Annotated in this window: 18 protein-coding genes; 14 read left to right on the top strand and 4 right to left on the bottom strand. The window is 40.0% G+C overall.

The window, feature by feature from the left end:
- Nucleotides 1-14 precede the first annotated feature (14 nt).
- Nucleotides 15-2,459, bottom strand: a complete 2,445-nt coding sequence (locus FHK88_RS13090; protein ID WP_227431158.1) for a TonB-dependent hemoglobin/transferrin/lactoferrin family receptor — start codon at nucleotides 2,457-2,459, stop codon at nucleotides 15-17.
- A 481-nt stretch (nucleotides 2,460-2,940) separates the two neighbouring features.
- Here FHK88_RS13090 and uvrA point away from each other — a divergent pair, with 481 nt between their 5' ends.
- Together uvrA and FHK88_RS13080 are read left to right on the top strand one after the other, a co-directional pair.
- On the top strand, nucleotides 2,941-5,850 hold the full coding sequence (uvrA, locus tag FHK88_RS13085) for an excinuclease ABC subunit UvrA (protein ID WP_227431157.1): 2,910 nt from the start codon (nucleotides 2,941-2,943) through the stop codon (nucleotides 5,848-5,850).
- 943 nt (nucleotides 5,851-6,793) lie between these two features.
- On the top strand, nucleotides 6,794-7,174 hold the full coding sequence (locus FHK88_RS13080) for a helix-turn-helix domain-containing protein (RefSeq protein WP_227431156.1): 381 nt from the start codon (nucleotides 6,794-6,796) through the stop codon (nucleotides 7,172-7,174).
- On the opposite strand, the gene FHK88_RS13075 is transcribed toward FHK88_RS13080, so the two are convergent.
- Complete coding sequence (locus FHK88_RS13075) at nucleotides 7,169-8,314, bottom strand: glycerate kinase (protein WP_227431155.1); 1,146 nt, start codon at nucleotides 8,312-8,314, stop codon at nucleotides 7,169-7,171. The two genes, FHK88_RS13080 and FHK88_RS13075, sit on opposite strands and share 6 nt — an antisense overlap.
- Before the next feature lie 57 nt (nucleotides 8,315-8,371).
- Between FHK88_RS13075 and FHK88_RS13070 the strand changes: the two genes are divergently transcribed.
- From FHK88_RS13070 to FHK88_RS13050, 5 genes are all read left to right on the top strand, one after another.
- Entirely contained in the window at nucleotides 8,372-8,575 is a 204-nt protein-coding gene (locus FHK88_RS13070) for a hypothetical protein (protein WP_227431154.1), read from the top strand.
- 319 nt (nucleotides 8,576-8,894) lie between these two features.
- On the top strand, nucleotides 8,895-9,101 hold the full coding sequence (locus FHK88_RS13065; RefSeq protein ID WP_227431153.1) for a hypothetical protein: 207 nt from the start codon (nucleotides 8,895-8,897) through the stop codon (nucleotides 9,099-9,101).
- An 8-nt stretch (nucleotides 9,102-9,109) separates the two neighbouring features.
- Complete coding sequence (locus FHK88_RS13060) at nucleotides 9,110-9,901, top strand: prolipoprotein diacylglyceryl transferase family protein (protein WP_227431152.1); 792 nt, start codon at nucleotides 9,110-9,112, stop codon at nucleotides 9,899-9,901.
- A gap of 170 nt (nucleotides 9,902-10,071) precedes the next feature.
- Nucleotides 10,072-11,748 carry a radical SAM protein gene (locus FHK88_RS13055; protein ID WP_227431151.1) on the top strand — a complete coding sequence of 559 codons (1,677 nt, stop codon included), beginning with the start codon at nucleotides 10,072-10,074 and terminating at the stop codon, nucleotides 11,746-11,748.
- Nucleotides 11,749-11,772: 24 nt separating this feature from the next.
- Complete coding sequence (locus FHK88_RS13050; RefSeq protein ID WP_227431150.1) at nucleotides 11,773-12,309, top strand: YcxB family protein; 537 nt, start codon at nucleotides 11,773-11,775, stop codon at nucleotides 12,307-12,309.
- A gap of 291 nt (nucleotides 12,310-12,600) precedes the next feature.
- Here the strand turns inward: FHK88_RS13050 and FHK88_RS13045 are convergent, their stop codons facing one another.
- Both FHK88_RS13045 and FHK88_RS13040 read right to left on the bottom strand, forming a co-directional pair.
- Nucleotides 12,601-13,200, bottom strand: coding sequence for a GNAT family N-acetyltransferase (locus tag FHK88_RS13045; RefSeq protein WP_227431149.1), 600 nt, complete (start codon nucleotides 13,198-13,200; stop codon nucleotides 12,601-12,603).
- A 23-nt stretch (nucleotides 13,201-13,223) separates the two neighbouring features.
- Nucleotides 13,224-13,607: a rhodanese-like domain-containing protein gene (locus FHK88_RS13040; RefSeq protein WP_227431148.1), complete on the bottom strand. Its 384-nt coding sequence runs from the start codon at nucleotides 13,605-13,607 to the stop codon at nucleotides 13,224-13,226.
- A 178-nt stretch (nucleotides 13,608-13,785) separates the two neighbouring features.
- On the opposite strand from FHK88_RS13040, the gene FHK88_RS13035 reads away from it, so the two are divergent.
- The 7 genes from FHK88_RS13035 to FHK88_RS13005 all read left to right on the top strand — a co-directional run bounded on the left by FHK88_RS13035 (nucleotide 13,786) and on the right by FHK88_RS13005 (nucleotide 26,738).
- Complete coding sequence (locus FHK88_RS13035; RefSeq protein WP_227431147.1) at nucleotides 13,786-14,952, top strand: CPBP family intramembrane glutamic endopeptidase; 1,167 nt, start codon at nucleotides 13,786-13,788, stop codon at nucleotides 14,950-14,952.
- Between the two features lie 111 nt (nucleotides 14,953-15,063).
- Nucleotides 15,064-16,773, top strand: a complete 1,710-nt coding sequence (locus FHK88_RS13030; RefSeq protein ID WP_227431146.1) for a molecular chaperone HscC — start codon at nucleotides 15,064-15,066, stop codon at nucleotides 16,771-16,773.
- 31 nt (nucleotides 16,774-16,804) lie between these two features.
- Nucleotides 16,805-18,733 (top strand): hypothetical protein, encoded by a 1,929-nt coding sequence (locus FHK88_RS13025; protein ID WP_227431145.1) that lies wholly within the window; start codon nucleotides 16,805-16,807, stop codon nucleotides 18,731-18,733.
- A gap of 323 nt (nucleotides 18,734-19,056) precedes the next feature.
- On the top strand, nucleotides 19,057-19,824 hold the full coding sequence (locus tag FHK88_RS13020; RefSeq protein WP_227431144.1) for a hypothetical protein: 768 nt from the start codon (nucleotides 19,057-19,059) through the stop codon (nucleotides 19,822-19,824).
- Nucleotides 19,825-20,111: 287 nt separating this feature from the next.
- Nucleotides 20,112-22,376, top strand: coding sequence for a TonB-dependent receptor (locus FHK88_RS13015; protein WP_227431143.1), 2,265 nt, complete (start codon nucleotides 20,112-20,114; stop codon nucleotides 22,374-22,376).
- A gap of 51 nt (nucleotides 22,377-22,427) precedes the next feature.
- Nucleotides 22,428-24,935 carry a leucine-rich repeat domain-containing protein gene (locus FHK88_RS13010; protein ID WP_227431142.1) on the top strand — a complete coding sequence of 836 codons (2,508 nt, stop codon included), beginning with the start codon at nucleotides 22,428-22,430 and terminating at the stop codon, nucleotides 24,933-24,935.
- Between the two features lie 48 nt (nucleotides 24,936-24,983).
- Entirely contained in the window at nucleotides 24,984-26,738 is a 1,755-nt protein-coding gene (locus FHK88_RS13005; RefSeq protein WP_227431141.1) for a hypothetical protein, read from the top strand.
- The last annotated feature ends 11 nt before the right edge of the window (nucleotides 26,739-26,749 follow it).

The raw sequence follows: 26,749 nt of genomic DNA, 5'->3' as shown, positions 1-26,749 counted from the left end.
TGTTTATACTACTTTTAAAACTCATAAGTCAGTGCAACAGCATAGTTACGACCCGGTGCAGTATAACGCTCAAGACCTCGTCCTTTATCATCAACCATTGTATTAACATTTAGATCTGCTAACATACGTAAGTTACTCCAAGGTATATATTTTTGATCAAAAACATTGTATATACCAGCTGAAAACTTAAAGCCATTATCAAATGATTTACTACCATATAAATCATAAACAAAGGTAGACTTACTAGCATCAATATGTTCATAAGGAGTAAGTTGATTGTATTTATCAATTACTTTTGCATCCTCTGGTTTTTTAGCACCCACATATCGCATTTTTGCATGAAGCTGATAGTCATCTGTAGCAGGGTGGTATTCTAGTCCTAATACGCCATTTAATGGTTCTGTTGCCAATAAGTTGATACCTTTATCGCTACTGTCTTTAGCATAACTAATATCACCAGTTAACTTTAGCTGTCCATTTATATCTATGATTTTTGAAATATCCCATACACCGCCCAAGCGAACACCATAAGTTTTTGCCTTACCAATATTTTCAGCAGAAACAAATGTACCATATTGTTCAGTACAGTTTTGACCATTTTTATCACATTCTGTGATTTTGTCATGATAAACAGTTTTAATGAAATCACTATAATCTGTATAAAACCCTGTTGTATTCACACTAAAGGTATCAAAGTTACCCTGCAATGAAAGTTCATGATTTAAAGATTTTTCAGGATTTAAATGTGGATTAGTTGTTAAAGTTACACCTTGTATATTGTATGCAGAATACATTTGACTTAATGATGGTGCCAAAAATCCTGTTGAGACCTTATAGCCTGCTTGCCAATGGGGGGTTAGCTTATAGTTAAGAGCTAATAAACCACCTAGATTGCTCATACGACGTGGCTTGGTTAAGTCACCTTTTTCATATTGAAGTCTGATGACATATTGTTGTCCTGTATGGTTTATAGCATATGTATCAATATCTGTCATATAAGGCTGATAATGATGATTATCATAGCGAATACCAATTTTTGCATTAAGTTTGTCATTAACTTTTATATCATCTGCAATAGCAACACTATATACATCTTTTTTTACTGATGGACCGAGAAACTTAAAACCATAATCACCAGCTTTATAAAATTTATTCCACTCTTTTAAAATAAGCTCATGATCTGTATTTGCATAGCTACCTACTACCGATACAGTATGACTACCTAAACTTCCAGTTTCTATAGGTAGTAAGTGTCCTTCAACATTCAGTTGTGTGGTTGTATCATACTGCGGGCGATATTCGTTAATCCATAGCAAATCTGCTGTATAAGGCTGACTATAAACATACGTATTTGCCGCACCAATAATATGCTGATAATTAACATCTGCCTTAACTTCATCAATCCACTGACTATCAAATGGCAAGTAACGATAATTTACCCCTACTCCTTTTAACTCTCCTTCATCATAGCCAATACGTCGATCTGAAGTTGTATTTTTTGTAAAGTGATTAGACTTATTTGCACTATACTGATAGCTACCTTGAATACCAATTCTATGTTCTTCACTAGGATGGTAATAAAGTTTTGCTAAAGCAGCATGGCTTTCATAGTGTTGTGGGTCAGGTAAAATTGCTGCTTTATCACTAATAGGTGTGCCATCCTGTGGATAACGATAATCTGGATCACCTTCAAAGTCATAGGCTGGATTTAGTTTATCCTTATTAAAAGGTAGCATACGATGATTTTTTAACTCATGCCCTTCACGATATGCATAGTTAATTAAAGCCTCAAATTTACCTACTTTACCAGCCAGTCCAACTGCACCCACAGCCTCTTCATTTTTACTGGTATAGCCTGTCTTTACATAACCGCCGATCTGCTCACTACCATGTAATAAGTCAACAGGGTCTTTACTTTTATAATTAACAGCACCACCAACTGCGCCACTACCTGAGGAAAAAGAGTCTGCACCAACTTGTAAATCAACATCAGATAACATCTCTGTGTCAGGGCTAAAACGACCTTCATACATATAGCCATAGGGAGAGAATAACTCATTAATCTGTTGGTCAGGTAAGCTTACACCATCATAGCTCATAGCAACTCGGTTACCATCTACACCACGAATAGCAAAACCTTTTGAGCCATAACGACCCACTTCAGCCACACTGACTTCTGGGTTATAACGAACAAGGTCTTTTTGGCTATTGATTTGATTGTCTTGGATATCTTTAGCAGTAACGACTTTTTTGCTGGCTTCTGTCGCATCTCTAGGACCTGCTGAAATCACAACTTCTTCCAGCTCTACAGTAGGTGCCTCTTCTGCCAGTGCAGTTTGAGACATCAATAAGCCAATGACAATACTCAGAGGAGAACGGATAAACATACCAACTGTACATTTGGCACTATTTGGTGAAGCAATTGCCTTTAATGCATTGCTATTAAATGAGGAGTTCATAGAAGAGATCACTTATGTAAACAGGTAAATAAGAAGAACCAAACCTGAAAAATAACCCGACAACTTACTTCACAATTAACTTTCTTGATAATCAAGTTAATGATAATAATCTATATATGTGAAAAATATGATTGATGACTCATATTAAGTTTTACTAGCTTATTTTTCAGCACTGGTATAAAAAGCAGGTATTTATAAAAGGAAATTTATAAAATTTGTTGCTTAATGTTTTAATTATGTACAATTTTGCACATAATGTAAATGTTTATTATTTTTGTTGTTCACTGCTCCACATCGTTTTTGTTTGTTAAGAAGCCTTGAATAATTTACTAAAGTGCCAATAGATAGTTCATATTCCTAAGGGTTTTTTCCCATGGCATCAATAAAAAATACTTATATTTTTTTGTATTAAAAATGTATTTTATACTACTTAGATTCAAAACTCATTCTGTTTAAACTGACTCTGCAAGAGATACTCCCTATGGCACATGAACACATCAAAATCCGCGGTGCAAGAACGCACAATCTAAAAAATATTGACCTTGATATTCCTCGTGATAAGTTTGTGGTCATTACAGGGCTGTCAGGGTCGGGCAAGTCCTCTTTGGCATTTGATACGCTGTATGCTGAAGGACAACGCCGTTATGTAGAAAGTCTATCAGCATATGCACGCCAGTTTTTATCGCAGATGGATAAGCCAGAAGTCGATAGCATTGAGGGCTTATCCCCTGCCATCGCCATTGAGCAAAAATCTACCAACCATAACCCCCGCTCAACGGTCGGTACGATTACTGAAATTTACGATTATTTGCGTCTGCTTTATGCTCGGGTGGGTACGCCTTATTGCCCTGTGCATCATGAGCCAATGGTCGCTCAAACCATAACCGAGATGGTCGATGAGATTATGGCTTTGCCTGAAGGTACGAAGCTGATGATACTTACCCCTGTGGTGCGTGAGCGTAAAGGCGAGCATGTGGTATTACTTGAGCAGTTGGTTGGGCAAGGCTTTATTCGGGTGCGGGTCGATGGTCAAGTCTATGATATGGACGAGCTACCTGCCCTTGAGAAAAATAAAAAGCATACCATCGAGGTGGTGGTTGACCGCTTTAAGGTGCGTGATGATTTGGGCAATCGGGTCGCTGAGAGTTTGGAGACGGCATTGCGATTGGGTAATAACCTTGCAATTTTGCATTATATGGACGGCAATCCAAACAGCTCTGATAATTCTGATACTAAAAATGATGAGCCACAAGTTGACCAGTTATTTTCGGCTAAACACTCTTGCCCTATTTGTGACCGAGCGGTGTCAGAGTTAGAGCCACGTTTGTTTAGTTTTAACAATCCTTATGGGGCGTGTCCATCTTGTGATGGCTTGGGCAAACGTCAGTATTTTTCTGCTGATAAACTGATTACCCACCCTGATAAGTCATTAAATCAAGGGGCAATTAACGGCTGGGACAAACGTCATGCTTATTATTTTGGCTTGCTAACCACTGTTTGTGAGCATTTTAATATTGATATGGATAGCCCTTGGCAAAAGCTATCTAAAAAGCATAAAGACATTATTTTGCAAGGTTCAGGTGATGAAAAGTTATTGTTTCATTTTACCGATGAGCGAGGTCGCAAAACCAAAAAGACCACGGCTTTTGAAGGGGTACTGCCCTATTTAGAACGCCGTTATGCCAAAACACAAAGCAATCTGGTGCGTGATGAGTTGGCAAAATATCTGGCTGATACCACCTGTAATGTCTGCGATGGGGCAAGACTTAACGAAATCGCCCGTCATGTATTGGTCGATGATAAAAATATTGCGGATATTGTGCAGTTATCCATCGGTGATGCCTCCGAATATTATGCCAACCTAAAAATGACAGGGGCAAAAGGGGAAATTGCCAGTAAGATTTTTAAGGAAATCAATGAACGGTTAAGCTTTTTGGTCAGTGTGGGTTTGGATTATCTGACCCTTGCCCGCTCAGCCGAAACCTTATCAGGTGGTGAGGCTCAACGTATCCGCCTTGCCAGTCAAATCGGAGCAGGCTTGATGGGGGTAATGTATGTACTTGATGAGCCATCTATCGGCTTGCACCAACGTGATAACGACCGCTTGCTTAAAACGCTAACCAGACTGCGTGATTTAGGTAATACGGTACTGGTAGTCGAGCATGATGAGGACGCAATCCGCCAAGCAGATTATATTATCGACATTGGTGTCGGTGCAGGGGTACATGGCGGGCGAGTGATTGCTCAAGGCTCGGCAAAAGATATTGCTAAAAATAAAGAATCGCTGACAGGTCAGTATCTATCAGGTGAAAAGCAAATCGCCGTCCCCAAAGTACGCCATCAAGCCAAAACCATTGAGCCTGCAAAGCACAAACGTAAACAAAGCAAAAGCCTTTATATTGAGCTAAAAGGGGCAACAGGAAACAATCTAAAAAGTGTCGATTTAAGCATTCCTGTAGGGGTGATGACTTGTATTACAGGGGTGTCAGGCTCAGGTAAATCAACCTTGATTAACCGCACGCTGATGCCATTGGCAGGAACACAGTTAAATAACGCCTCAACCTTAGTACCAGAGAGCTTTGAGAGTATTACAGGGTTAGAGCATTTAGATAAGATGGTCGATATTGACCAAAGCCCGATAGGGCGTACACCTCGCTCAAATCCTGCTACTTATACGGGCGTATTTACACCGATTCGAGATTTATTTGCTCAAACCCCAGAAGCTCGGGCAAGGGGCTATAAGGCAGGGCGTTTTAGCTTTAATGTCAAAGGTGGACGCTGTGAGACTTGTCAGGGTGACGGCTTAATCAAAGTGGAAATGCACTTTTTACCTGATATGTACGTGCCATGTGATAGCTGTCATGGCAAACGCTACAATCGAGAAACCTTAGAAATCCACTATAAAGGTAAAACCATCAGCGATGTGCTGGATATGACGGTCGAGGACGCAACAGAGTTTTTCTCAGCCATTCCACCGATTCATCGCCGTCTTGAGGCATTGATGGATGTGGGGCTTAGCTATATTCGTTTGGGACAATCCGCCCCTACCCTCTCTGGTGGTGAGGCACAGCGGGTAAAACTGGCTCGTGAGCTGGCAAAACGGGATACAGGGCAAACGCTATATATCCTTGATGAGCCAACCACTGGCTTGCACTTCCATGATATTGCTAAACTGCTGAGTATCCTGCATGCGTTGCGTGATAAAGGCAATACCATCGTAGTAATTGAGCATAATTTGGACGTGATAAAAACGGCAGATTGGATTGTTGATTTAGGCCCTGAGGGGGGCAGTGGCGGTGGTGAAATTGTCGCAACGGGTACACCTGAACAAGTCGCAGAGGTTAAGGAGTCGTTTACAGGGCAGTTTTTGAAGGGGATGTTGGGGAAATAAAGATAAATAGCAACATATTACCAGTCATCAATTTATATAAAAAAGGATACAAAATAGTATCCTTTTTTTATTTACTTATCTTAACCTGCTAGGTATATAGGGTCTGTTGAACATTCACCCCGTTAGGCTAATACTTACAAGGGATAAGCTATTTTTTACTTTCATGTAAAAATTGGCTAAATTTGCCTTATTCTGCGTTAATGAACTGGCTAATATATCGATATTACCTGCGTTCATTGCCTTGACTAAGACAAACTTATCTCAATTTTTCCTATGAAAATGAATGTTCAACAGACCCTAGTCAATTTAAAATAATACTGTTACAAGAAAAATGAATGAAGGTATCACTTATAAAAGCAAGTATTACAAACAAGTTTGACTTTGTGCCAATTTTTTATTGAGCTGGCTCTAGGCTATAGCCAAAACCCTTTTCTATATAAAATCTACGCCACTTCCTATTTCTCTTCCTATTCCCCACACTTACCATCTTTGGCATAATACTTGCTTCATTTAAAGTTATCAGCAGATTCTAAATCTTCTGTCTAATTGTGTAATATTGAAGTATTACTATTATAAATACCATCTAAAGAGAAGAAATTCTTAGTAAAATCTTAATCTTAACCACTATTCAAAACTTTTATTAAATAATACTATAGATAATCTAATATTTTTTCTTGTGAAATACCTATGGTTTATATGATATAAAGTCCAGATAGCATCTAATATTATTGGTATTTTCATAATAAAATAGATTGAAAATAGTCGATAACAGGTAATCGCTAATATGAGGAAGATTGGAGAAAATGACAAAATGCCTATTTAATATTATCTCAACTTTAATATTAAAACATAATACAACAAAGACAAATAAAGCAGTCATGGCTTTATCTTGTCACTACTCTCTAACAATACATATAATCTAATAGGGATTTATGGGGGCTATATGACAGTACAAGAAACCATTCGCCAATTACGAGAACAAAAAAACTGGTCACAAGAAGATATGGCGGAACGTATGGGAATGTCTAAAAATGGCTATGCAAAGATTGAGCGTGGAGAAAGTAACTTAGGTGTCAAACGCTTACAACAGATTGCTGATATATTAGGGATTTCAGCAGGAGATTTATTGGAAAACAAAAACTTAATTTGTCTCATCAGTGAAAATAGTATGTATAGCTCAAACTACTATGGTGATGCTCAAGCATTAAGTGTAGAAAATGAAAAATTAAAACTGATGCTCGAACATAAAGAAGAAATCATTACCCAAAAAGACAGTGAGATAAATACATTAAGAGCGTTGGTTAAAGTGCTTCAGTCATCATAACAACCCCTGCCATAATTGCATAGCAGATGCCAGATTCATAGCGGTCGTTTCAATATTATGATGTGCATTGGTCAGTATCTGCTCAAGGCTATCAAGTTTTTGAATACTAGGCATAACCACATCAAAGGCTGAGCTTTGAATAGTAGATTGTGGGTCATAACTATCAACACTACCACAAATAGCAATCACAGGAACATTATACTGCTTGGCAAGCCTAGAGATACCACCGACTACTTTGCCCATTGAGCTTTGAGCATCAAGCTGTCCTTCCCCTGTAATAACAAGGTCTGCATTAGCAATCTGTTGGGATAAGTTAACACGTTCAGCCAGCATATCAAAGCCAGATTTTAACTGAGCATCACAAAAAGTCATCAACCCATAACCCAAACCACCTGCTGAACCTGCACCTGACACATTCTGGTATGAAGGATAGCCATGCTGGCTACAGATTTGGGCAAAGTGTGCTAGTGATTGATCAAGTATGGGAATATCTTGTGGCTTTGCTCCTTTTTGAGGGGCAAACACAGCACTTGCACCCTTATCGCCACATAAAGGATTATTGACATCACACGCTACTTCAAAGGTTGTGCTGGCTATTTTGGGATGAATATTTCCAGCTTTTATCTGTTGTAAGTTGATAAGCTCAGCACCACCTTGTGGTAATGGGCTTGCTTGTGCATCTAAAAACTCCATACCAAGTGCTGTTAACATACCAGCACCAGCATCATTGGTCGCACTACCTCCAAGCCCAATAATAATATGCTTTACGCCCTCAGCCAGTGCATCAGCGATTAGCTCTCCAACACCATAACTACTGGTAAGCAGTGGATTTCTTTCAGCTTTGGTAAGTAAGTGCAAACCGCACGCTTGCGCGACTTCAATAACGGCAGTTGCATCAGGTAGTAGCAAATATTTTGCAGATATTGGACGCATCAATGGGTCATGAAGCATCACTTGCTTCCAGCGACCACCCAGCACATATGATAAAACATCAGAGGTGCCTTCTCCTCCATCTGCCATTGGTAATAAGGTATAATTTGCCTGAGCAAACACTCGGCTAAAGCCTGATTTGATTGCATGACAGACTTCAATGGCTCTCAGGCTTTCTTTAAATGAGTCGGGTACAATAAGTATGTTCATAAGTCATATCTTGTTATCTTAAATCAATCATATTGCCACTTCATTGGATACACTGCCATGATATCACTTTATTTTTCTATACTGCCTATAGGTTTTGGCATCATGACACTGGTGGGTAGCCTGATTTGTTTGGTTGGATATGCGACCTCTAATGAGGTGGCGACTAAACAACAACTGTTTCCGTGGTTTCAAAGGTTACTACTGATTGCCTTTATTTTATTAAGTATTGGTATATTTTTTACGGTTAAATATTTTATATAATTTTAAGACATCATAGTTTACAAAAACCTGTGATAAAGTATATTGCTCATAGTATCCTTTAAAAGGGTTAGAAATGAATGAGACAGGGTGGACAGGCGTCATTTTAGTTTTCTTCAGTTTAGCTATCATGGTGATATTGGGTATTATTTTTACAATATGTCGTATCTTTAATGTAGACCGCAAAAAAACAGACCCTTTTTTTAAAATCATTGGCATCATAAGTATTTTAATGTTCTTAGTCGGTAGTGGGTATTGTTATCGACTTTTTTAATTAAAAAGTCATAAAACAGAAAACCAGATATAAGGATTAAATAACCTAATGGGAGTCTTATTTCTACCTATGATGTTTATCTGTATTGCTATTTTTTTACTTGGGTTTATTATTCTTATGGTTGGTCTAAACAAGCAAGATAAAATAGAGCGTGAACCAATACTCAAACAAGCTAAAATAATGATGATAGTTTCAGGATTGATTTTTTGTGTTGGTTTTGGCTGGTGTGCTAATCAGCTATCATCTTCTTTCTAGCACCAAGCATGAACATTCCCTATTTCCCCCTCTCCGCACAAACAGCACATATTGTCCATTTTATATTTGAATGGCTGGCACTGATTGTTGGTGTACAAAGCTATCGGCTGATTAAAAAACATTATGTTAAAAATAACCCAAACTCACCACAGCAAGCAGGTATTTTATCCAAAGAGAGCTTTGTGGTTGCCATTGGCTGTATTTTGGGAGCAAGCATTGGCAATAAGCTGTTGTTTTTAATAGAAGTACCACAAGCATGGTCAAAATTTGGGGTAATGTCACTGGCATTGGGACAGACCATTGTTGGTGGTATGATTGGCGGACTAATTGGTATTGAAATTGCCAAAAAACTGGCGGGTATTCGCTATTCAACGGGTGATTTATTTATTGTGCCGTTTTGTTTGGGGCTAATCGTTGGGCGTACTGGTTGCTATTTGGCAGGGCTACATGATGGTACTTATGGGGTGGCAACCAGCCTGCCTTGGGGTATTGATTTTGGCGATGGTATATTGCGTCATCCTACCCAGCTTTATGATATGGTGTGGGCAATGACCATGCTGATTTTCTTTTACTGTGCTTATCCTAAACTCAAAGCAGTCAGCGGGCTGAGTTTTAAAGTGTTGTTTATCAGCTACATGCTGTGGCGATTGTTGGTTGATGGCATTAAACCTGTCCCTTATGCTTATTGGTTTGGGCTATCAGGGATACAATGGGCATGCTTGCTGGCAGTGGTCTGCTATTTACCGTTTGTGTGGCGAGATGTAAGGCGTTTAATGTGGTTAAAAAAACAACCACAGTAAAATAGATGGGACAGCTTCTTTTTAAAAGATACTGTAATGAAAAAAGAATGTCTTAATAAACTCCGTTGATTCTTTCAAGATAACTCAACCAACCAAAAACAAATTAAGTAAGTCAGCCAACAACCTCAGCCGTTAAAGATATACCATAACTACGGTAACAAGGATAGCTAATGTCACGCAAAAATCGCCCTTATGAGTTTTATGACACCACAAGCTCAGTCTGTAGCACCTGTCTGTATCCTGTGGAAGCCAAAATCATCTTTAAAAACAACCATGTGTATATGGATAAATGGTGTCCTGTGCATGGCAATGAACGGGTGCTAATGATGGACGATGTGGACTATTATCGCTCGTGCCGAGAAGTGTATGTCAAACGCCCTGAGATGCCAGAGACTTTTAGCACACCGATGCAATATGGTTGCCCCTATGACTGTGGATTGTGTCCTGACCACATGCAACACTCGTGCTTAACCATTGTTGAGATTACCGATGTGTGTAATCTCGATTGCCCTGTGTGCTTTGCTGACTCGGGTATGAGCCGAGAAGTCAATCTACCGCACCTGTCCTATAAATATAAGTCTTTAGCAACCGTCAAAGCGATGCTGGATACGGTGGTCGCCTGTGAAGGTGAGCCTGATGTGGTGCAACTCTCTGGTGGTGAGCCAACTTTGCATCCTGAGCTATTTGCAATTTTGGATTATATCCAAACCCTGCCCATTCGCCATGTGATGATTAATACCAATGGTATCCGCTTGGCAAAAGAGCCTGAGTTTGTTACACGTCTTGCTGACTATGCGTATCGGTTAAAAAATCAGAATAGTGCTAAAGTGCAAGGCTTAGAAATTTATCTACAGTTTGACTCGCTTGATGATGCTCATATTCATGTATTACGTGGGGCAAACCTTGCCCGTATTCATCAGCAAGCCCTTGCTAATTTGGAAACCCATAACCTATCCACTACCCTTGTGGCGACAATTAAAAAAAGACTCAATGATGGCGAGATGGGACGTATCATTGAGCATGGTTTAAGTTATCGTTGTGTGCGTGGGGTCAGCTTTCAGCCGTTATCAGAATCGGGGCGTATTGGGCTAGATGATGCCTTGCTGGATGCCAGTAAGCAACGCTTAACCATCTCACAGATGCGTCGGCAAATCGCTGAGCAGTCAACGGTATTTACTTTAGATGACATTGTGCCTGTTCCTTGTAACCCTGATACATTGGCGATGGGTTATGCGTTAAAGACGTATAATAATCATGATGCAAATCATACAAGCACACCAACCATTCCCGCACCTGTTGAAGTCACTCCCCTCACCCGTTATCTGACCCCTGATGTGATTATGAATGGTGGTGGCAATACCATCTTATTTGAGCAAAATCCTGATGTGCAAGCACAAGCCAAAAATCAGCTCATTAAAGTGCTCAGTACCAATCATTCACCTGAGTCGCAAGCGGATTGTTTATCAGAATTGCTGTGCTGTCTGCCTAAGATTAATGCCCCACATTTAAGCTATGATAATGTGTTTCGGGTGATGATTGTGCAGTTTATGGATGCACAAAATCTAGATATTCGGGCGTTAAAAAAGTCCTGTATCCACTTTGCCCAGCCTGATGGCAAGATGATACCGTTTGAGAGTTTTAATATTTTTTATCGTGATGATAAAGTAGAAAAACTGGCAGATATACGCAAGACGTTAGAGACACAGTTTATGGCTCGCAGAGCAGTTTCAGATACAATGGAAGATGCAATAATAGGGACGGATATTTTGGCTAATACGACAAAAGAGGCTGACAACAAATTGAATAATAAGGATAAGGATAAGTCAATTACGGTGTATTCAGTTTAAGCATGTGTATTATAAGGAAGTATCATGAAAGTCACAGTTAATATTACTCATTGGGATCTGGTTAAAGCTCAATTCATCGCTTTAAACACAAAAACATTTAAAATATCTATCTTAATTATTTTTATATTTAATTTTTTATATTTTATAATGCAACTAAATATCTCTATTAAATTAATTTTAGCAGTTTGCTTAGCTATCTTATATAGTCTAATAGTTACTGTCAGTTGCATAATGGTTGGTATTATTTTTACATTAATATTTGGATTTCTCTATGCTTACATCAAAAAAGGTGTGTTAGGACAGCATATATATACTATATTTTCTCAAGGTATAAGAGAAAAAACTGAAGTTAATAATACAATATATCACTATTCAGAAATAAAAAAAATTCAAACAAGTTCTAAGCTTTTAATTATACATGTGCCTCTATCATTTTATATTATTAAAGCTATTCATATTATTCCCAAATCTAGCTTTAATAATGAGCAAGAGTTTGATGAGTTTTATAAGAAAATTCAAGGTTATTGGCAAGACAGCAAATCTGACCAAAATTTGAAATAAGAACTTATACTGCCCTTGGGTAGGTAGATACTCTGTCTAAATCTTCCTTTGAAAAAAGGGAGATTTTCAATTAGAAAGTTATAAATACGATAAATCATTACAAGATAATAGATGTTACCGCTAGCCTTGATGGTAGCGGTATCCTGCCAGTCTGGGCGAGTTGCGGTGGCTAGAGTCTGAGATAGTGTCGAGGTAACAGCAATGTCTCAGCTCGTGCCACCGCCTCGCCTAGGCTGGCAGATACAAGCGGACAGCAAGATTGGCTACGATTCAAAAGAACTCTGTTAAAAATCACCCTGTTTGTTTGGCTAATACCCTCAATGTTAAGCCCTTTTGTCGTGGTTCGCCATTATTACCATCTTCAGGAAATGGAATGATTTCACCTGTGGGCTGGTAACCTCGACGCTGATAATAGGCTAATAGTTCAGGGCGTTGCTCTAGGACACTCATTTGTAGTTGATAGGCTTGTTTGGTGTTTTCGTTGCCATTGCCATTGCGAGTACCAAGGTGGCGGTGGGCAAAGGTTTCCACTGCTTGTAATAAGGTGTCACCCACACCTTGCCCTTGATGCTCAGGGTGAACGGCAAACATACCAATATAGGCAATGGGTACGTTTTTAGGGTTAAGAGCATGCTCAAATTTGACTGCAATACATGCCAGCATTTTACCTGTTTCTATACCGTTTCGCTGTCCGTTGTCTGTCTGTGGATAAACAAATAGATAATGGCTATCGTCATCAATGACTTGCTGTAGCTCAGTTTGGGTGGTGCGTATACCTGCAATCAGGTGAGATTCATTTGTCCAACCTTGGTCACTGCGATAACATTGATTTAGTAACCTCTCAACTGCTGGAATGTCTGCATGATGAGCTGTCCGTAAAAATACTGGCATGGCATCCTAGTCCTTTTTGATAGCTAGTTTTGATTCACCTTAACTGCTCCTGTTTCTACTAAATCATCAAAGCCACCAAGGTTCTGCACATTTTGATAGCCCGCACCTAGTAGTGAGCGTCTGGCAATACCTGCCCGATGACCTGAGCGACAATATAATAAAATGGTATCATCTTTATCATAACCTTGAGCAACGGCAAGGCTAACGATGTTTTCATACGGTAAGTTTTTAGCGTTCACCACATGCCCTGTGGCAAATTCTGCTGGGGTACGTACATCCACCCAAACGGTTTGGGCTTGAGCGATGCCAGAGATGGCTGAAACACTACCCACACCCACCATCAATGCCAGAATACGCCCAAAGCGTTCTAATTTCTGTACTGTACGAGATTTTTTGTAAGACTGCATGACTAACTCCTTATACTATTTAATCTTTATAAGTTAAAACAACAAAATAGGCAATAAACTGCACTAAAAAAAGCCTATGATAGTTCGTTATATCAAATCGTCATCATGATATAAATAACAGTATCAAGAGTATTATAAATAATTATTTAAATATCAGCTAATAAATAACAGGTGATGTATGTCTATCAACCAGCCCCCGTCTTATCAATCTCATCAACTTCATCAATCTAACCAATCCAACCAGTCCTACCAACCACACCATATTTCTGATACACCTTATCCCGTGATTAACTGGTTACATCAACACCGCCGAGCGACTGTGCATCCTGTCATTGCTTGTGTTTTGACTTCTATTTGGTCAATTATTGGTGGTTTTGCTTATCTATTGGTGTATTTGTTACCCTTTCCTGATAGTGATATTGGTCAAGGCTGGCTGTTTTATTCTGGGGCTGTGATGCAGTTTATGGCACAGTTACTCTTATTATGGGGATGGTGGCGAGGTTGGCTCTGGTTACGCACGAGAAAACAGCCTTCTTTGCTTGCTAATGATAGTAACATCGCTCATTCTCATAACTCACTCAATCCTCTGAACTCTACAAAACTTCCTAATTATCTGGCTCAACCTCGTATTAACTTTTTACAACGTATTGGCTTGTCTCCGCTAAAGCCCATGACCACAAAATATCGCCGTAAGCCTTATGGTCGCTTACCAAAGTTTTTACTCGGGGCTGTATTAGGCTTTGTGAGCCTAAGTATGCCACTGGGCATATTGCTTGTTATTTATGGTAATGAAGCCGTATCACTCACCAGCAATTTACCTGCACTCACTGGCTCTTGGTGGGGACTGTTGGCATTTACGCTGGTGATGTTTATCTTTCAAGGTGGTGTCGAAGAGGTGATTAGTCGTGGGTTTTTATTGCCTGAGATTGCCAGCCGTTGGGGCGTAACTGCAGGGGTCATTGGCAATGCGTTGCTATTTGTGCTGTTTCACCTTGCCAATCCTGATTTAAATTGGATACCCTTGGTAAATATCTTTTTGGCAGGGGTTATGTTTTCTTTATTGTATTTACGGTTTAATAGTTTATGGGTCAGTATTGGTTTTCATGGGCTATGGAACTGGACACAGGCCAGTCTGTATGGCTTTGCAGTCAGTGGTATTGCTGTGCCTGTGAGTGTACTAAACGCTACGGTTAACCCTGATATGCCAATGTGGTTAACAGGGGGGAAGTTTGGGCTGGAAGGTAGTGCTCTAAGTATGCTGGTATTAGTTGCATTGATTGGGTGGTTGTTATGGTCTATCCATTCTGTGCAAACAATGTTACCTAAAAATAAGATGCCTGAGTAGAAAAAGCAGGTGTATCATACCTAGATTGTATTAAAGTTTAATAATCCTTAAAATTTACAAAAAATAGAGTTAGTATTATTCTTCTCACCTGATACATGATTGGATACTGTTATGATTATCGGCATTGACCTTGGTACAACCAACAGTTTAGTCGCCATTTGGCAAGATGGAAAAGCCACCTTGATTCCTAATTCATTAGGGCAAACTTTAACCCCATCGGTAGTGAGTGTCGATAAAGATGGCAGTATATTGGTCGGACAATCTGCCAAAGAGCGTTTGATTAGTCATCCTGAGCAGACAGCAAGTGTGTTTAAACGCTTTATGGGCAGTCAAAAAAACTTTCGCTTAGGTGCATCGCATCAATTTAGTGCTGAAGAATTATCTGCATTGGTATTAAAATCACTCAAAGCCGATGCTGAAGCCTATTTGGGTGAGCCTGTCACTGATGCCGTCATTACTGTCCCTGCCTATTTTAATGACCATCAACGCCAAGCCACCAAAAACGCCGCACAAATGGCAGGGTTAAGCGTACGTCGTCTGCTCAATGAGCCGACAGCAGCCGCTATGGCTTATGGTTTGCATGAGAAAAATGATGATTGTAAGTTTTTGGTGTTAGATTTGGGTGGTGGTACTTTTGATGTCACCTTGTTAGAGTTATTCTCAGGCATTATGGAAGTACGTGCCAGTGCTGGCGATAATAGTCTAGGTGGTGAGGATTTCACTGAAATACTAATACAAGGGTTTATTAAGCAACAACAAGATACAAATGCAGAATTTTGGCAGCCTTACTTATCCTTATTGCATGGTGAAGCTGAAGCCTGTAAACGTACATTGACCCACCAAAAACAAGCCACCATGTCACTAACTATTGAAAATACGCCCTATACATGGACAATCAAAGAAAGTGAATTTGAAAAATTATGTGAACCTTTATTTCAAAGATTTCGTGACCCCATTGAACGGGCAATTCGTGATGCAAAACTACGTATTAAAGAGTTAGATGATGTGGTGCTGGTCGGTGGAGCAACACGGATGCCAGTATTTCGCCAACTAATGACGCGCTTACTAGGGCGTTTCCCTGCTGTTAACTTAAATCCTGATGAAACCATTGCTATTGGTGCTGCCATTCAAGCTGGGCTAGTCGCCGAAGATGCTGCTCTTGATGAAGTGATTTTAACCGATGTTGCCCCTTATTCTATGGGAGTGGATACCTCTTTAGAGATTCGTGAAAATCAATATCAGCATGGTATATTTGCCCCAATTATTGAGCGCAACACAGTGATTCCCACCAGTAAAGTGCATACTTTTTATCCTGTACACAATAACCAAACTGAAGTGCAATTTAATATTTATCAAGGTGAGGCTCGTCTGACTCGTGACAATATTAAACTGGGTGAACTGAGCATTACCCTACCTGCCAGCCATCGAGGCAAAGCTTGTGAGCTTCCCATTGAAGTACGCTTTTCTTATGATGTTAACGGCTTGCTTGAGGTTGATATTAATATTACCGAAACCAATGACAGCTATAACTTGGTTATCCAAAATGGGGCAAAACAACTGAGCAACCAAGAGATTGAAAACTCTCGTGATAAACTTGCCAATCTAAAAATCCATCCACGTGACCAAGCCCAAAACCGCAGTATTTTAGCACGTGCCGAACGGCTATATGCTCAGCGTCTTGGCTATGAGCGTACACAACTTGCCCGCTTAATTGGCTGGTATGAAAGCGTACTAGATAGCCAAGACCCACAACAAATTCGTAAAGCCAATAGCGAGATTAACAAAAGTTTAGACCAGCTTGAACAAGACAACTGGTTTTAGTGGTGATTTATTTAGGTATTAGGTATTACGTATGACAAATGATTCATGTTGGCAAATTTTAGGGATTGAACCCACCAATGATGAGGCTGTCATCAAAAAAGCCTACGCCAAACAGCTAAAGCACAATAAACCTGATAAAAATCCTGATGGATTTCGACAACTGCGGTCTGCCTATGAGCAAGCGTTAGAAACTCGATATTGGTATGATTTTGCAGATGAAGAAGAAACAGACGATAAGCAAATCAGTGTTACAAATACATACAACGACTCAAACCATCATGCAGAAACGACCACAAATCATGATAATAGCAATCGTGGTAATGATGATAAAAATACAAATGAAGTGGATAAAAACGTTACTCTAAATTACTCAGTCAATACCACCTCCCCAAACCAGCAAACACTGGTTATTGATATTGCTGATATAAATATCAATGTAGAAACTTATACTGATGAAAACAGTCCATTCTTTACTGAAATGGACACCACTACTGATTTGGACGATACAAATACAAACAATGCAACGCCTATCTATGAAAAGGTGACCGCATTTACTCATTGGCAACTTACTGATTGGCAACGCGAATGGCAAAACGTGCTGAATAATCAAAAATTTAATAAAGACCAACACCTCTATGAACTATTAACCAAGCAAATACAACAATTAAAACAATGTCCCTTAGACGAACAAAATGACTTTGAAGAACAGCTATTGAGTTGGTTTGCTGAGCAACCTGCCATCTATCCTGATAGCTATCAATTTGCCAAATCACAGTTTGGCTGGGATAAATATTTAAATCATTGGCAACACTCGCAATATCCGTGGTATCAATTAGAACATTTGAATAACTTATACCAACACTTTAGCTTTTTTCAGAGCCCTGCCAACTGGTTACAATATTTAGCCAGTCACTATCCTGACGTATATCAACATTGGCATTTGAAAATAGATGGCGAATTTCGCACTCCTAATCGTTGGCTGTTTTTTAATCAAATGTTACTGCCCTATAAAGCACGACCTCTTGCTGAGCAACTTAAACAATTAAACGATGAATTACAGTTTTATCAGCAACACAGTCCACAAGTTAATGACAACAACAAATTAACCGCTAAATACTGGCAACAGCATCCACAAATGCAGGCATTACAGCGCTGGGTATTTGGCTGGTTTATTCGTCCAATTGACTTTGGATTAATGGCAGGATTGATTGCTATTTTTATGAGTTTATTTTGGGTATTAGCACAAGGCAATTGGCTGAACTTTTCCTATGATAGTGTGGGTATTTTTGTTGTTTTAACTATTGGTTATATTTTTTGGCAGTTGCAGTTTAAATTCTTTGCAAACTTATCTCAAGATCAGGAAGATAATGAGTTTAAGAAAAACTGGCTATATAACAGTAGTATTTTGGCTTTTGTAATTTATACATTTTGGCTATCATTTAGCCAAAATAAACCTTTGACAGATAACCTTTATAGTGAATCATTTTTGTATTTTTTGGCAAACTTAGCAGGGCTAAATTTGTTTTTATCTATGGCAAGAATGCAAAATAAAAATATATTTATTGTTGGAGTTAGCAGTTATTTTGCTTTATTTCTAGTAGCATTTAATATCGTCATCCCTTTTATTATTGTTATCAGTGTTACAGAAGCACCATCAGGCTTTATACCTTTAAGCCCTTTTTCTTGGTTATTACCTATTGCACCCATTTTTCTTACAGCACTGGATAAAAAGTTAATAAAGATATCTCGTTTTCTTTCATTTATAGATTCTATAGGATATTTTTTCGCCACATTATTAATGTGGTCAATGTTTGTTGCTGGTTTTATGTTATTTATTTACAGCTCTAATATTTTACCAAACTTAAATTTTGGTTTTACAGGATTAACAATCATTGTATTAGGATTGTCCTTTGTTATTACATTTTCTACAACAATCGGAAGCATATCAAATCACCCATAGACTAAAATTAACAAACGTATGTCTTTTATATTAGCATCTATTAAAAATTCCATTCATCAAGATATTCTTTACAAACACCACCGCCATTCTTTTTTCTACTGTGCCATTAATGACGCACTCTATTAACACAACTAAAAAGTTATAGCATCTATCATTAACGAATATTAAGCCGTTCAATACAAAGTTAAAAATAGCCATTGACAGCAAGCCATTTTAGCGCAATAATAAGAAAAATGGTAATCATTATCAATAACTTAGACTTAACATCATTCTTTAATTTCTTTACTAAAAGCATTGAACACAAGAAATCACTTGGAGTTACTATGATAATGACAAAATATATATACCAACATCTACCCAAATGTATCACCTTCTCTGCTGTCTGTTTCGCCTTTGCACTAGCAGGTTGTAACAACACAATGCCACTTGAGTCCGCTCTAGCTGGGCAAGCCTCCCAACCAATAGCAAATGCAAATACTATTAACCATACCAACAGCCAATATGCAAATAAGCGCTTTTTAACCATTGACAATAATAACTATCCGATTGCTGAAACATCTGCTCGTTTATTAACCAATGCTGATGGCACTGCTCCTGAATTGGTTGATGATATTTATTCTGGGCAAGCCAGTACGCCTGTTGCTGGCTATAAACTGATGGTCATTAACCGTACCAGCTCTTTGGCATCTGAAGGTCGAGTTAGAGATGGTGCTATTGTTGATAACCGTATGGTTCATCGTGGTAGTAAAGCACTGATTGGTATTCCTGTTAGCAATGGGCAGGCACAATTGTCACAAGCTGTATTGTTAGACTTAGATATTATCTATGATAATCCCAGTCAGCCTTTAGCAGAAGGGGAAGTTATCAAGCCTCGTGGTCAAAGATTAACCAAAGCAGATACAGCAGTTCACAATAAACAGCTAAAAATTCATGCTCTGACATTACCGAACTTTGTTAGTGGTGAAAATGCAGGTGGTGGTATTGATTTTGAAGCCAGTGCAGTCATTGATGGCAAAGTAGTGCGTACAGGTGCAAATAGCGCTTTCCAAATTTTTGATACAACAACACCTGATAAGGCTCGGGGGTTTTAGGTTTTCACCTGTTGCTAATCGTTAATATAAAATACAACTAACCAACACTCACCAGCACAGGTTTGTGAAATTTTATCTTCTGAATTGTTCGTCTCTCCCACCATCTCTATCTCCTCAATAGAGGTGGTTTTTTTTGCCTTTTTTTTGCCTATCTCTTTCTTATTGCATCATTTATTTCTCCAACCTGTTGTAATGTTATATTATTACAATTATAATCTTAATTCATTATTATGTAATGTTATATCATTTTCATAAATCTATCTATACAACTGTTTAGGAGATGTGCTGTGCTAACTTTTAGCTATTTACACCGACCTACTCCATTAGCTTTGGCAATGGCAACAATGACACTGGGCATGATACCTTCTCTCAGCATGGCACAAACTGTTGAGGTTACAGAAGATGGACAGCCTACAATGAGCTTTGAGCCTGTCATTATCACCGCCAGTCCGCTACAAGCTCAGGCAGGCGAGATGGCAACGGCGACCAGTGTTCTAACCGAAAGCGACCTTGAGCAACAACCTGCCAGCACCTTGGGCGATATGATTGCAGGTGAGGCAGGGGTATCTTCTGATACCTTTGGACAAGGGGCAAGCCGTCCGATTATTCGTGGACAAACCGCCCCTCGGGTGGCAGTGGTTCAAAACGGCTTGACGGTACAAGATGCGTCACAAATTTCACCAGACCATCAGGTGTCTGTCCCTGTGGTTGGAGCAAAACAGGTGGAAGTTATCAAGGGTACATCTGCATTGATGTATGGTGGCGGAGCAATTGGCGGTGTGGTCAATGTGGTGAATGACAATATTCGTAGCACACGCCCCCCTGCCCGCCTAAATGGTAAGGTGACAGTCGTTGGTCAGCAGGCGACTGATGGCTATTTGGCGTATGGTGAGTTGGTAGGCACTATTGGCGATAATCTTGTATTAACCAGTAGTGTGCAAAAAACTGACCAAGGCAATATCCAAGTACCTCATTGGGATACGCCAGAGATTAATAACAGTTGGTACACCCAAGATAATGCCAGTGTTGGGGCATCTTATGTGTTAGATGATGGCAGTTATTTTGGGGCATCATATCAACGTCAAGCCTCTGAATATGGCTTGCCCTTTCATGTGCATAACCAGTGTAGCCCTGATAAAAACAACCCAACCAAGCTAAGTTGTGCTGGGCATCATCATCACCATCATCATGGTGAGCCACCTTATGTCGATTTAAAATCTGATGTCTATCAACTTTATGGTGAAAAGCAAACACCAATGATTGGCGTTGATAAAATCAGTGCCAAAGCCAGCTATACCGATTATAAACACGATGAGATTGACGAAGGTGTGGCAGGTACAACCTTTGCCAATAAGGCGTTAAGTGGTCGAGTGGATGCCACTCATGCGACTTATAAAACAGGCAATCTGGGCTTTATGAAAGGTATGGTCGGGGTTGATGTCAATCGTAGTGAGTTTTCGGCGGTGGGCTTAGAGGGTTATCTGCCTAAAACCAATAGCAATCAAGTTGGGGTTTATTTTGTTGAGCGGTTAGCCCCCACATATTATGCCAGTGACATCAATAATCAGGATAAATTTGCCTCAAAAACCAATGCTCATGCAGGACATGACCACAGTCATGGTGGCACAAGCAATCTCACCCAAAACCCGATGGCACTGCCTGCAAACAAAGCACCGTGGTATGTAGAATTTGGTGGTCGCCAAGAGTTTAAAAATATTGAGGACACCCAGCACAATATCAGCAAGTCTTATGCGGGTACATCCGTTAGCCTAGAGGGTGGTAAATACCTTAGCCCCAATAGCCAAGTATCTGCACGTATTAGCCATACCCAACGCTTGCCTGCCCCTCAAGAGCTGTTTGCCAATGGTGCTCACTTAGCAACCAACACATGGGAGCGTGGCAACCTCAATCTCAATCCTGAAAAAACCAATGGCATTGAGCTGACCTATCGCTTTAACAACCGTGATAGCAATCGTACTACTACGGGCAAACAATCAGGCTTTGATGCCAGTATCACAGGGTTTTATAACCAAACTAACGATTATATCTATGCCAAAACCCAAGATGTGGTGACATCAGGGGAATCAGCAGGATTTAAGCTGGTGGATTATAGCCAAACCGATGCCAAACATTATGGCGGTGAGGTCAAAGCCCGTTATCACTTTAATAATATGTTGAGTGTTGGTGGTTTTGCTGATTTGGCATTGATTGAGCTTGAAGATAATAGTTTAGAGCGTAAATATGCCCCTCGTTTATCTGCCCCTCGTGTTGGTGGTGACATCACTGCTCAAGTTGGACAGTTTGATGTGGTGCTATCAGGCTATCACCGCTTTGAGCAAGATAAAATTGCTGATTTTGAAACCAAAACGCCCAGCTACAACATGCTAGACGCCAAGCTGGTCTATCACAGCCCCAGTATTCATGACTACACCGCCTTTGTAAAAGTATCAAACATCTTAAATGAATTGGCGTATAACCATTCCTCATATTTGGTAGAGCATGTACCCATGCCTGAGCGTTCGGTCAACGCAGGGATTACTTATCGGTTTTAGTGATTTGTTTAATGATTTTCTACTAATTATCAAAAATTATAGGGCTTTATTATGAAATTTCGTCATTCTATTTTACATCGCTCATTAGCCTTTGCCTTAACTGCAACCCTTGCCAGCGTAACTTTAACAGGCTGTGGTGGCAGTGCTGATGAACGTAAAGAAAGTTTATATGGACATAGTCATGACCACCATCATCATGACCATGACCACGGACACGATCATGATCATGACGGACATGGACACGACCACGACCATGATGGACACGGGCATGACCATGATTATGGTGATGAGGCAGGCTCAGTTAATGTTAACAAACGCTATCCATATAAAGGGGATTACCCATTATCAGCTCGGGAATTATTTGCAGACTCATTACAGTTTTCAAAATTAACCAGTAACCCTGCCCTACCTGTGATTGTCGGTATCGCCAATGGTCAACCTTACTATGCTGTCAACATCACTGATGAAAGCGTTGCTAATCCTATTAAACCATTAGAAGACTGGATTGCTGACGCTAATGTGGTGGATATCACCAGTTTGGGGCTAAATGTCTATGTGCTTGATGATAAAAACCGTCTATCTATTTTTGGTAGTCATGGCGACCATTTTCATGGACACGGCGACCCCAGCACTTTAAATACTGTGGGTATCAATAGCACTCTAAATTTTGTTAACAACCCCAATCAAAAACTGCCTTATGTCTTTGATAGCACCAAAGGGCAGTTACTACAAATTGTGCAAGATAAAGACTTTAACAGCCAAGCAGTCGCCACTAATATTGGCGGTCAGCAGTCTATTTTGGACTTTACCCCTGAGCATATTACATGGGTTGGGGCAGTGATTAATGAGGCAACCAAAAAAGAAACCCTTGCTCACCACCCTGACTCAGGTCAGCAGTTTAACAGCTTAGAGCAAGGTCGCTGGATTGTGACAGGAAAAACCAATACAGGCGAACAGAAACTGGCAGTTATCAAAGCCAATTTGGCAGGCAACGCCGAACTTACCGAAAGTGATATTATTAGTAATACCAGCCTCAACTATCCCATTACTGGTTTAGCAAGCACTGCCAATCACCGCTATGCCGTACTTATTAGTGATAACGATGATGACAGCAAAGACCAACTCACCTTTTTAGATGGTGGGCTTTATCTACAGTCACATGGTGACCACAGTGACCCTGTGATTGCACCACCAAACTGGTCACCACAAACTATCAAAAAGCCCAACCCAATGGCAAATAGCTATCGCAATAGCCTTGAGCAATACAGCACCAGCTCAGCGATTGCCTTTGCAGGTGATAACACCACACCTGCTGGATTTGTGGCATTTGATGAATATGAATTGGGCAATTCAAAAGCCATTGATTACCACGAGCTAACTGCTATCAAAACTGCTGGCAACCCTGCCCAAACTCATATTGCTGTTGAACCCACAGGCTCACAAGTGCTGGTGGTAATTTCAGGTCAGATTTTAGGCTATGAGAAAAAAGACGGACATTACCAACAGCTTAAACAAACTTCGCTGACTTGCTCTACGCCACAAGCCCTATTATCACACCCTAACGGTACATTACTTAGCTGTAATGATGGCTTATACGATGTGCAGTTGGGCTATAACAAAGCCCAATTAAAAACCTTGGCATTTAAAGATGCTGGTATTGATAACCAATCATTGCTTGATAGCTTGCAAACCGCACCCTCAACGGTTGCATTTGATTATGACAATCCAAGCCAAGAGAACGTACAAAAATATCTGGCAGGTGTCAGCACTTTAGTCTTGTATGATGAAAAAAACCCATTGCAGATTAATGGTTTACAGTATTTTACTGGGGTTAAAGAATTGTATCTAGACTATGCCCCTGTACCTGATAGCTCATTGATTGTCAGTAAATTCCCTAATCTGGAAACCTTAAGTGTGGCAGGCACGGGTATTCGTAATTATGACTTTTTGGCAAATCTACCAAAACTCACCAATATCAATTTGTCTGATAACTTTGTTGACCACAATGATGACCAAAATAACGATAAGCCAAAAGACAAACCTGCGACTGATTTAAGCTTTTTAAGTCGTTACCCCAATTTAACTCATGTATCAGCTGACAGTAACAACGTGCAAGACATCAGTTTTGTTAACAGCTTGCCCAAACTACAAGTGCTGAACTTAAACTATAACGCCATCAGCGATGCCAGTGCCTTATCTGGCTTAACCACACTCACTGAGCTGGGCTTAATGGAAAATAAACTAACCACACTGCCTGTATTAAGCCAAAACCATGAGCTAAAAACCGTCTATTTAACGGGTAATAAACTAACCAACTTATCTGCCTTTGCAAACTTAGCAAAACTTGATTTACTCAAAGCAGACTATAACCAAATCAACAGCTTAGCAGGTCTAGTACAAGTACCTATGCTTAAAACCTTAGAGCTGAACGTTAACAAATTAGACGATAGTGCCAAAGCTGATATTGACCGTTTAGCCAATGCAGGTACAACGCTCAGTATCTATGGTAATTCTGTTGCCAAAAGCTATGGCAAAGATGTGATTAAGGGTAAGGAATAAACCCCATCTATTTTTCATTATTGAACAGTTTATACAAAGGACAATGTTATGTTACGCAAAAACCCATTAAGCCAAGCCATCACCCAAGCCATCGCTTTTGCCTTATTTGGTGGCTTAACCATCAGTACATTAACCGCTTGTGGCTCAGCGGATGACCGTAAAACAGCGACAGTCAGTCACAGTCATGACCATAACCACGACCACGAAGGACATGACCATAATGACCATGACCACCATCATGAACATGCCAATAGCGAACCCACCTTTTATGCCAACACACCTATGATTACCGAGGATAACCCATTGGTGTCTAGTGTACGTTATGATGGCAACGTGACCAATGTCTTTTTTGGCGATAAAGACAGCCCATTTTCTGCCCGTTTTTTACGCTTTGACCCCAGTCAAATGAGCAGTGGTGAGCGAGTAAACTTTCAAACAACTCGACTTTCAGGAGCGATTTCAGGTCACAGTATTGGTATGGCAGAAAGCCTAAATGATTATGCCATCAGCTATGAGCGTATTTTTGATGAGCAATCGCCCTACCCTGAAGATAAAGAACAAAATCGCTTAACCATTTGGAAACAACCTGATACTACCAAGCCCATGCAATACATAGAATCTCTTTATGTCGATAGCATGTGTGCAGGAGCAACTGACAGTATCACCAGTGCAGGTAAGTTTATTTTTACCTGTGAAGATAACAAACTAATGAGTATTACCATCACCGACCGAGCCACTGCCAAACAGCTTGAGAGTGATGACAAATGTAACGCACAAAGCCTACGCAATGGGCATTCAGCCGTCTATTGCATCAACGAGCTTAGCAAACCCATTAATCAACTACAAAAAGATAAATCAGGTGAATTACTGGTTGCCATTCAAGACAATCAGCCTGTCATTATTGACGACAAAACACTGACTGTTAAACCAATTAGCAACTGGACAGACAACTATCCTGCGATTGCTATCAGCTACAACCCACAAGGCAATATGCTTTATGTACTAGATGCCATCGGACAACTTTACCGCTTTGACCGTCATAATGACCACTTCCATCAACATGGCGATGCCTTATTTATTGAGCAGTTTAATATTCCAAATACAGACTACTTTGATGAAAACTTTGATGCTAGCCAACCACAGCTATCAGTTGCTGATGATGGCACTGCCTTTATCTTTGAGCCAGTATCAAGCCACATTCATGCCATCAGCCCAGCAGACTTTGATAACGAAAAATTTGAATACTCTGTACCTCTTATTTTTGACCAAGATGGCATTAATTTCCGTCCCAGCTATTTGGCAGTCTTAAAAGATAGCCGTATGGTCATTGCCTCAAAAGCAGGAGAATTTGCAGTATTAGATGGTCACAAAGTTAAGAAACTGGCACAAATGGCAACCCAAGAGACCATCGAAAACGGCGAAGGTGGACACCATCACCACCATCATGGGCATGACCACGGACACGAGGGTCACGACCATGACCATGATAGCCATAAAGACGACAAAGGATACGTTTTAAGCTACTTTAGCTTACCAAACAACCTAACCATCATGGGTTTACGCCCAAGCTCTGACCAACAAACCACACTTATCTTTAGCTCAGATGGTATCCGTTTTGTCAATGTTGGACAGGCTACAGACAGCACTGACAACCACGACCACGACCACGACCACGACCACGACCACGACCACGACCACGACCACGACCACGACCACGACCACGACCACGACCACGACCACGACCACGACCACGACCACGACCACCATAATCATGACGGTCATGATCATGGACATCAACATTAATTAATTGCTTT

It is taken from the genome of Psychrobacter sp. I-STPA6b (assembly GCF_020662265.1).
Taxonomy (GTDB): Bacteria; Pseudomonadota; Gammaproteobacteria; order Pseudomonadales; family Moraxellaceae; genus Psychrobacter.
This window is presented reverse-complemented; position numbering and strand designations above follow the sequence as displayed.

Coding starts and splice junctions, on each gene's coding strand:
- FHK88_RS13090 (WP_227431158.1), bottom strand. CDS start 2,459: ATGAACTCCTCATTTAATAGCAATGCATTAAAGGCAATTGCTTCACCA.
- uvrA (WP_227431157.1), top strand. CDS start 2,941: ATGGCACATGAACACATCAAAATCCGCGGTGCAAGAACGCACAATCTA.
- FHK88_RS13080 (WP_227431156.1), top strand. CDS start 6,794: ATGACAGTACAAGAAACCATTCGCCAATTACGAGAACAAAAAAACTGG.
- FHK88_RS13075 (WP_227431155.1), bottom strand. CDS start 8,314: ATGAACATACTTATTGTACCCGACTCATTTAAAGAAAGCCTGAGAGCC.
- FHK88_RS13070 (WP_227431154.1), top strand. CDS start 8,372: ATGATATCACTTTATTTTTCTATACTGCCTATAGGTTTTGGCATCATG.
- FHK88_RS13065 (WP_227431153.1), top strand. CDS start 8,895: ATGGGAGTCTTATTTCTACCTATGATGTTTATCTGTATTGCTATTTTT.
- FHK88_RS13060 (WP_227431152.1), top strand. CDS start 9,110: ATGAACATTCCCTATTTCCCCCTCTCCGCACAAACAGCACATATTGTC.
- FHK88_RS13055 (WP_227431151.1), top strand. CDS start 10,072: ATGTCACGCAAAAATCGCCCTTATGAGTTTTATGACACCACAAGCTCA.
- FHK88_RS13050 (WP_227431150.1), top strand. CDS start 11,773: ATGAAAGTCACAGTTAATATTACTCATTGGGATCTGGTTAAAGCTCAA.
- FHK88_RS13045 (WP_227431149.1), bottom strand. CDS start 13,200: ATGCCAGTATTTTTACGGACAGCTCATCATGCAGACATTCCAGCAGTT.
- FHK88_RS13040 (WP_227431148.1), bottom strand. CDS start 13,607: ATGCAGTCTTACAAAAAATCTCGTACAGTACAGAAATTAGAACGCTTT.
- FHK88_RS13035 (WP_227431147.1), top strand. CDS start 13,786: ATGTCTATCAACCAGCCCCCGTCTTATCAATCTCATCAACTTCATCAA.
- FHK88_RS13030 (WP_227431146.1), top strand. CDS start 15,064: ATGATTATCGGCATTGACCTTGGTACAACCAACAGTTTAGTCGCCATT.
- FHK88_RS13025 (WP_227431145.1), top strand. CDS start 16,805: ATGACAAATGATTCATGTTGGCAAATTTTAGGGATTGAACCCACCAAT.
- FHK88_RS13020 (WP_227431144.1), top strand. CDS start 19,057: ATGATAATGACAAAATATATATACCAACATCTACCCAAATGTATCACC.
- FHK88_RS13010 (WP_227431142.1), top strand. CDS start 22,428: ATGAAATTTCGTCATTCTATTTTACATCGCTCATTAGCCTTTGCCTTA.
- FHK88_RS13005 (WP_227431141.1), top strand. CDS start 24,984: ATGTTACGCAAAAACCCATTAAGCCAAGCCATCACCCAAGCCATCGCT.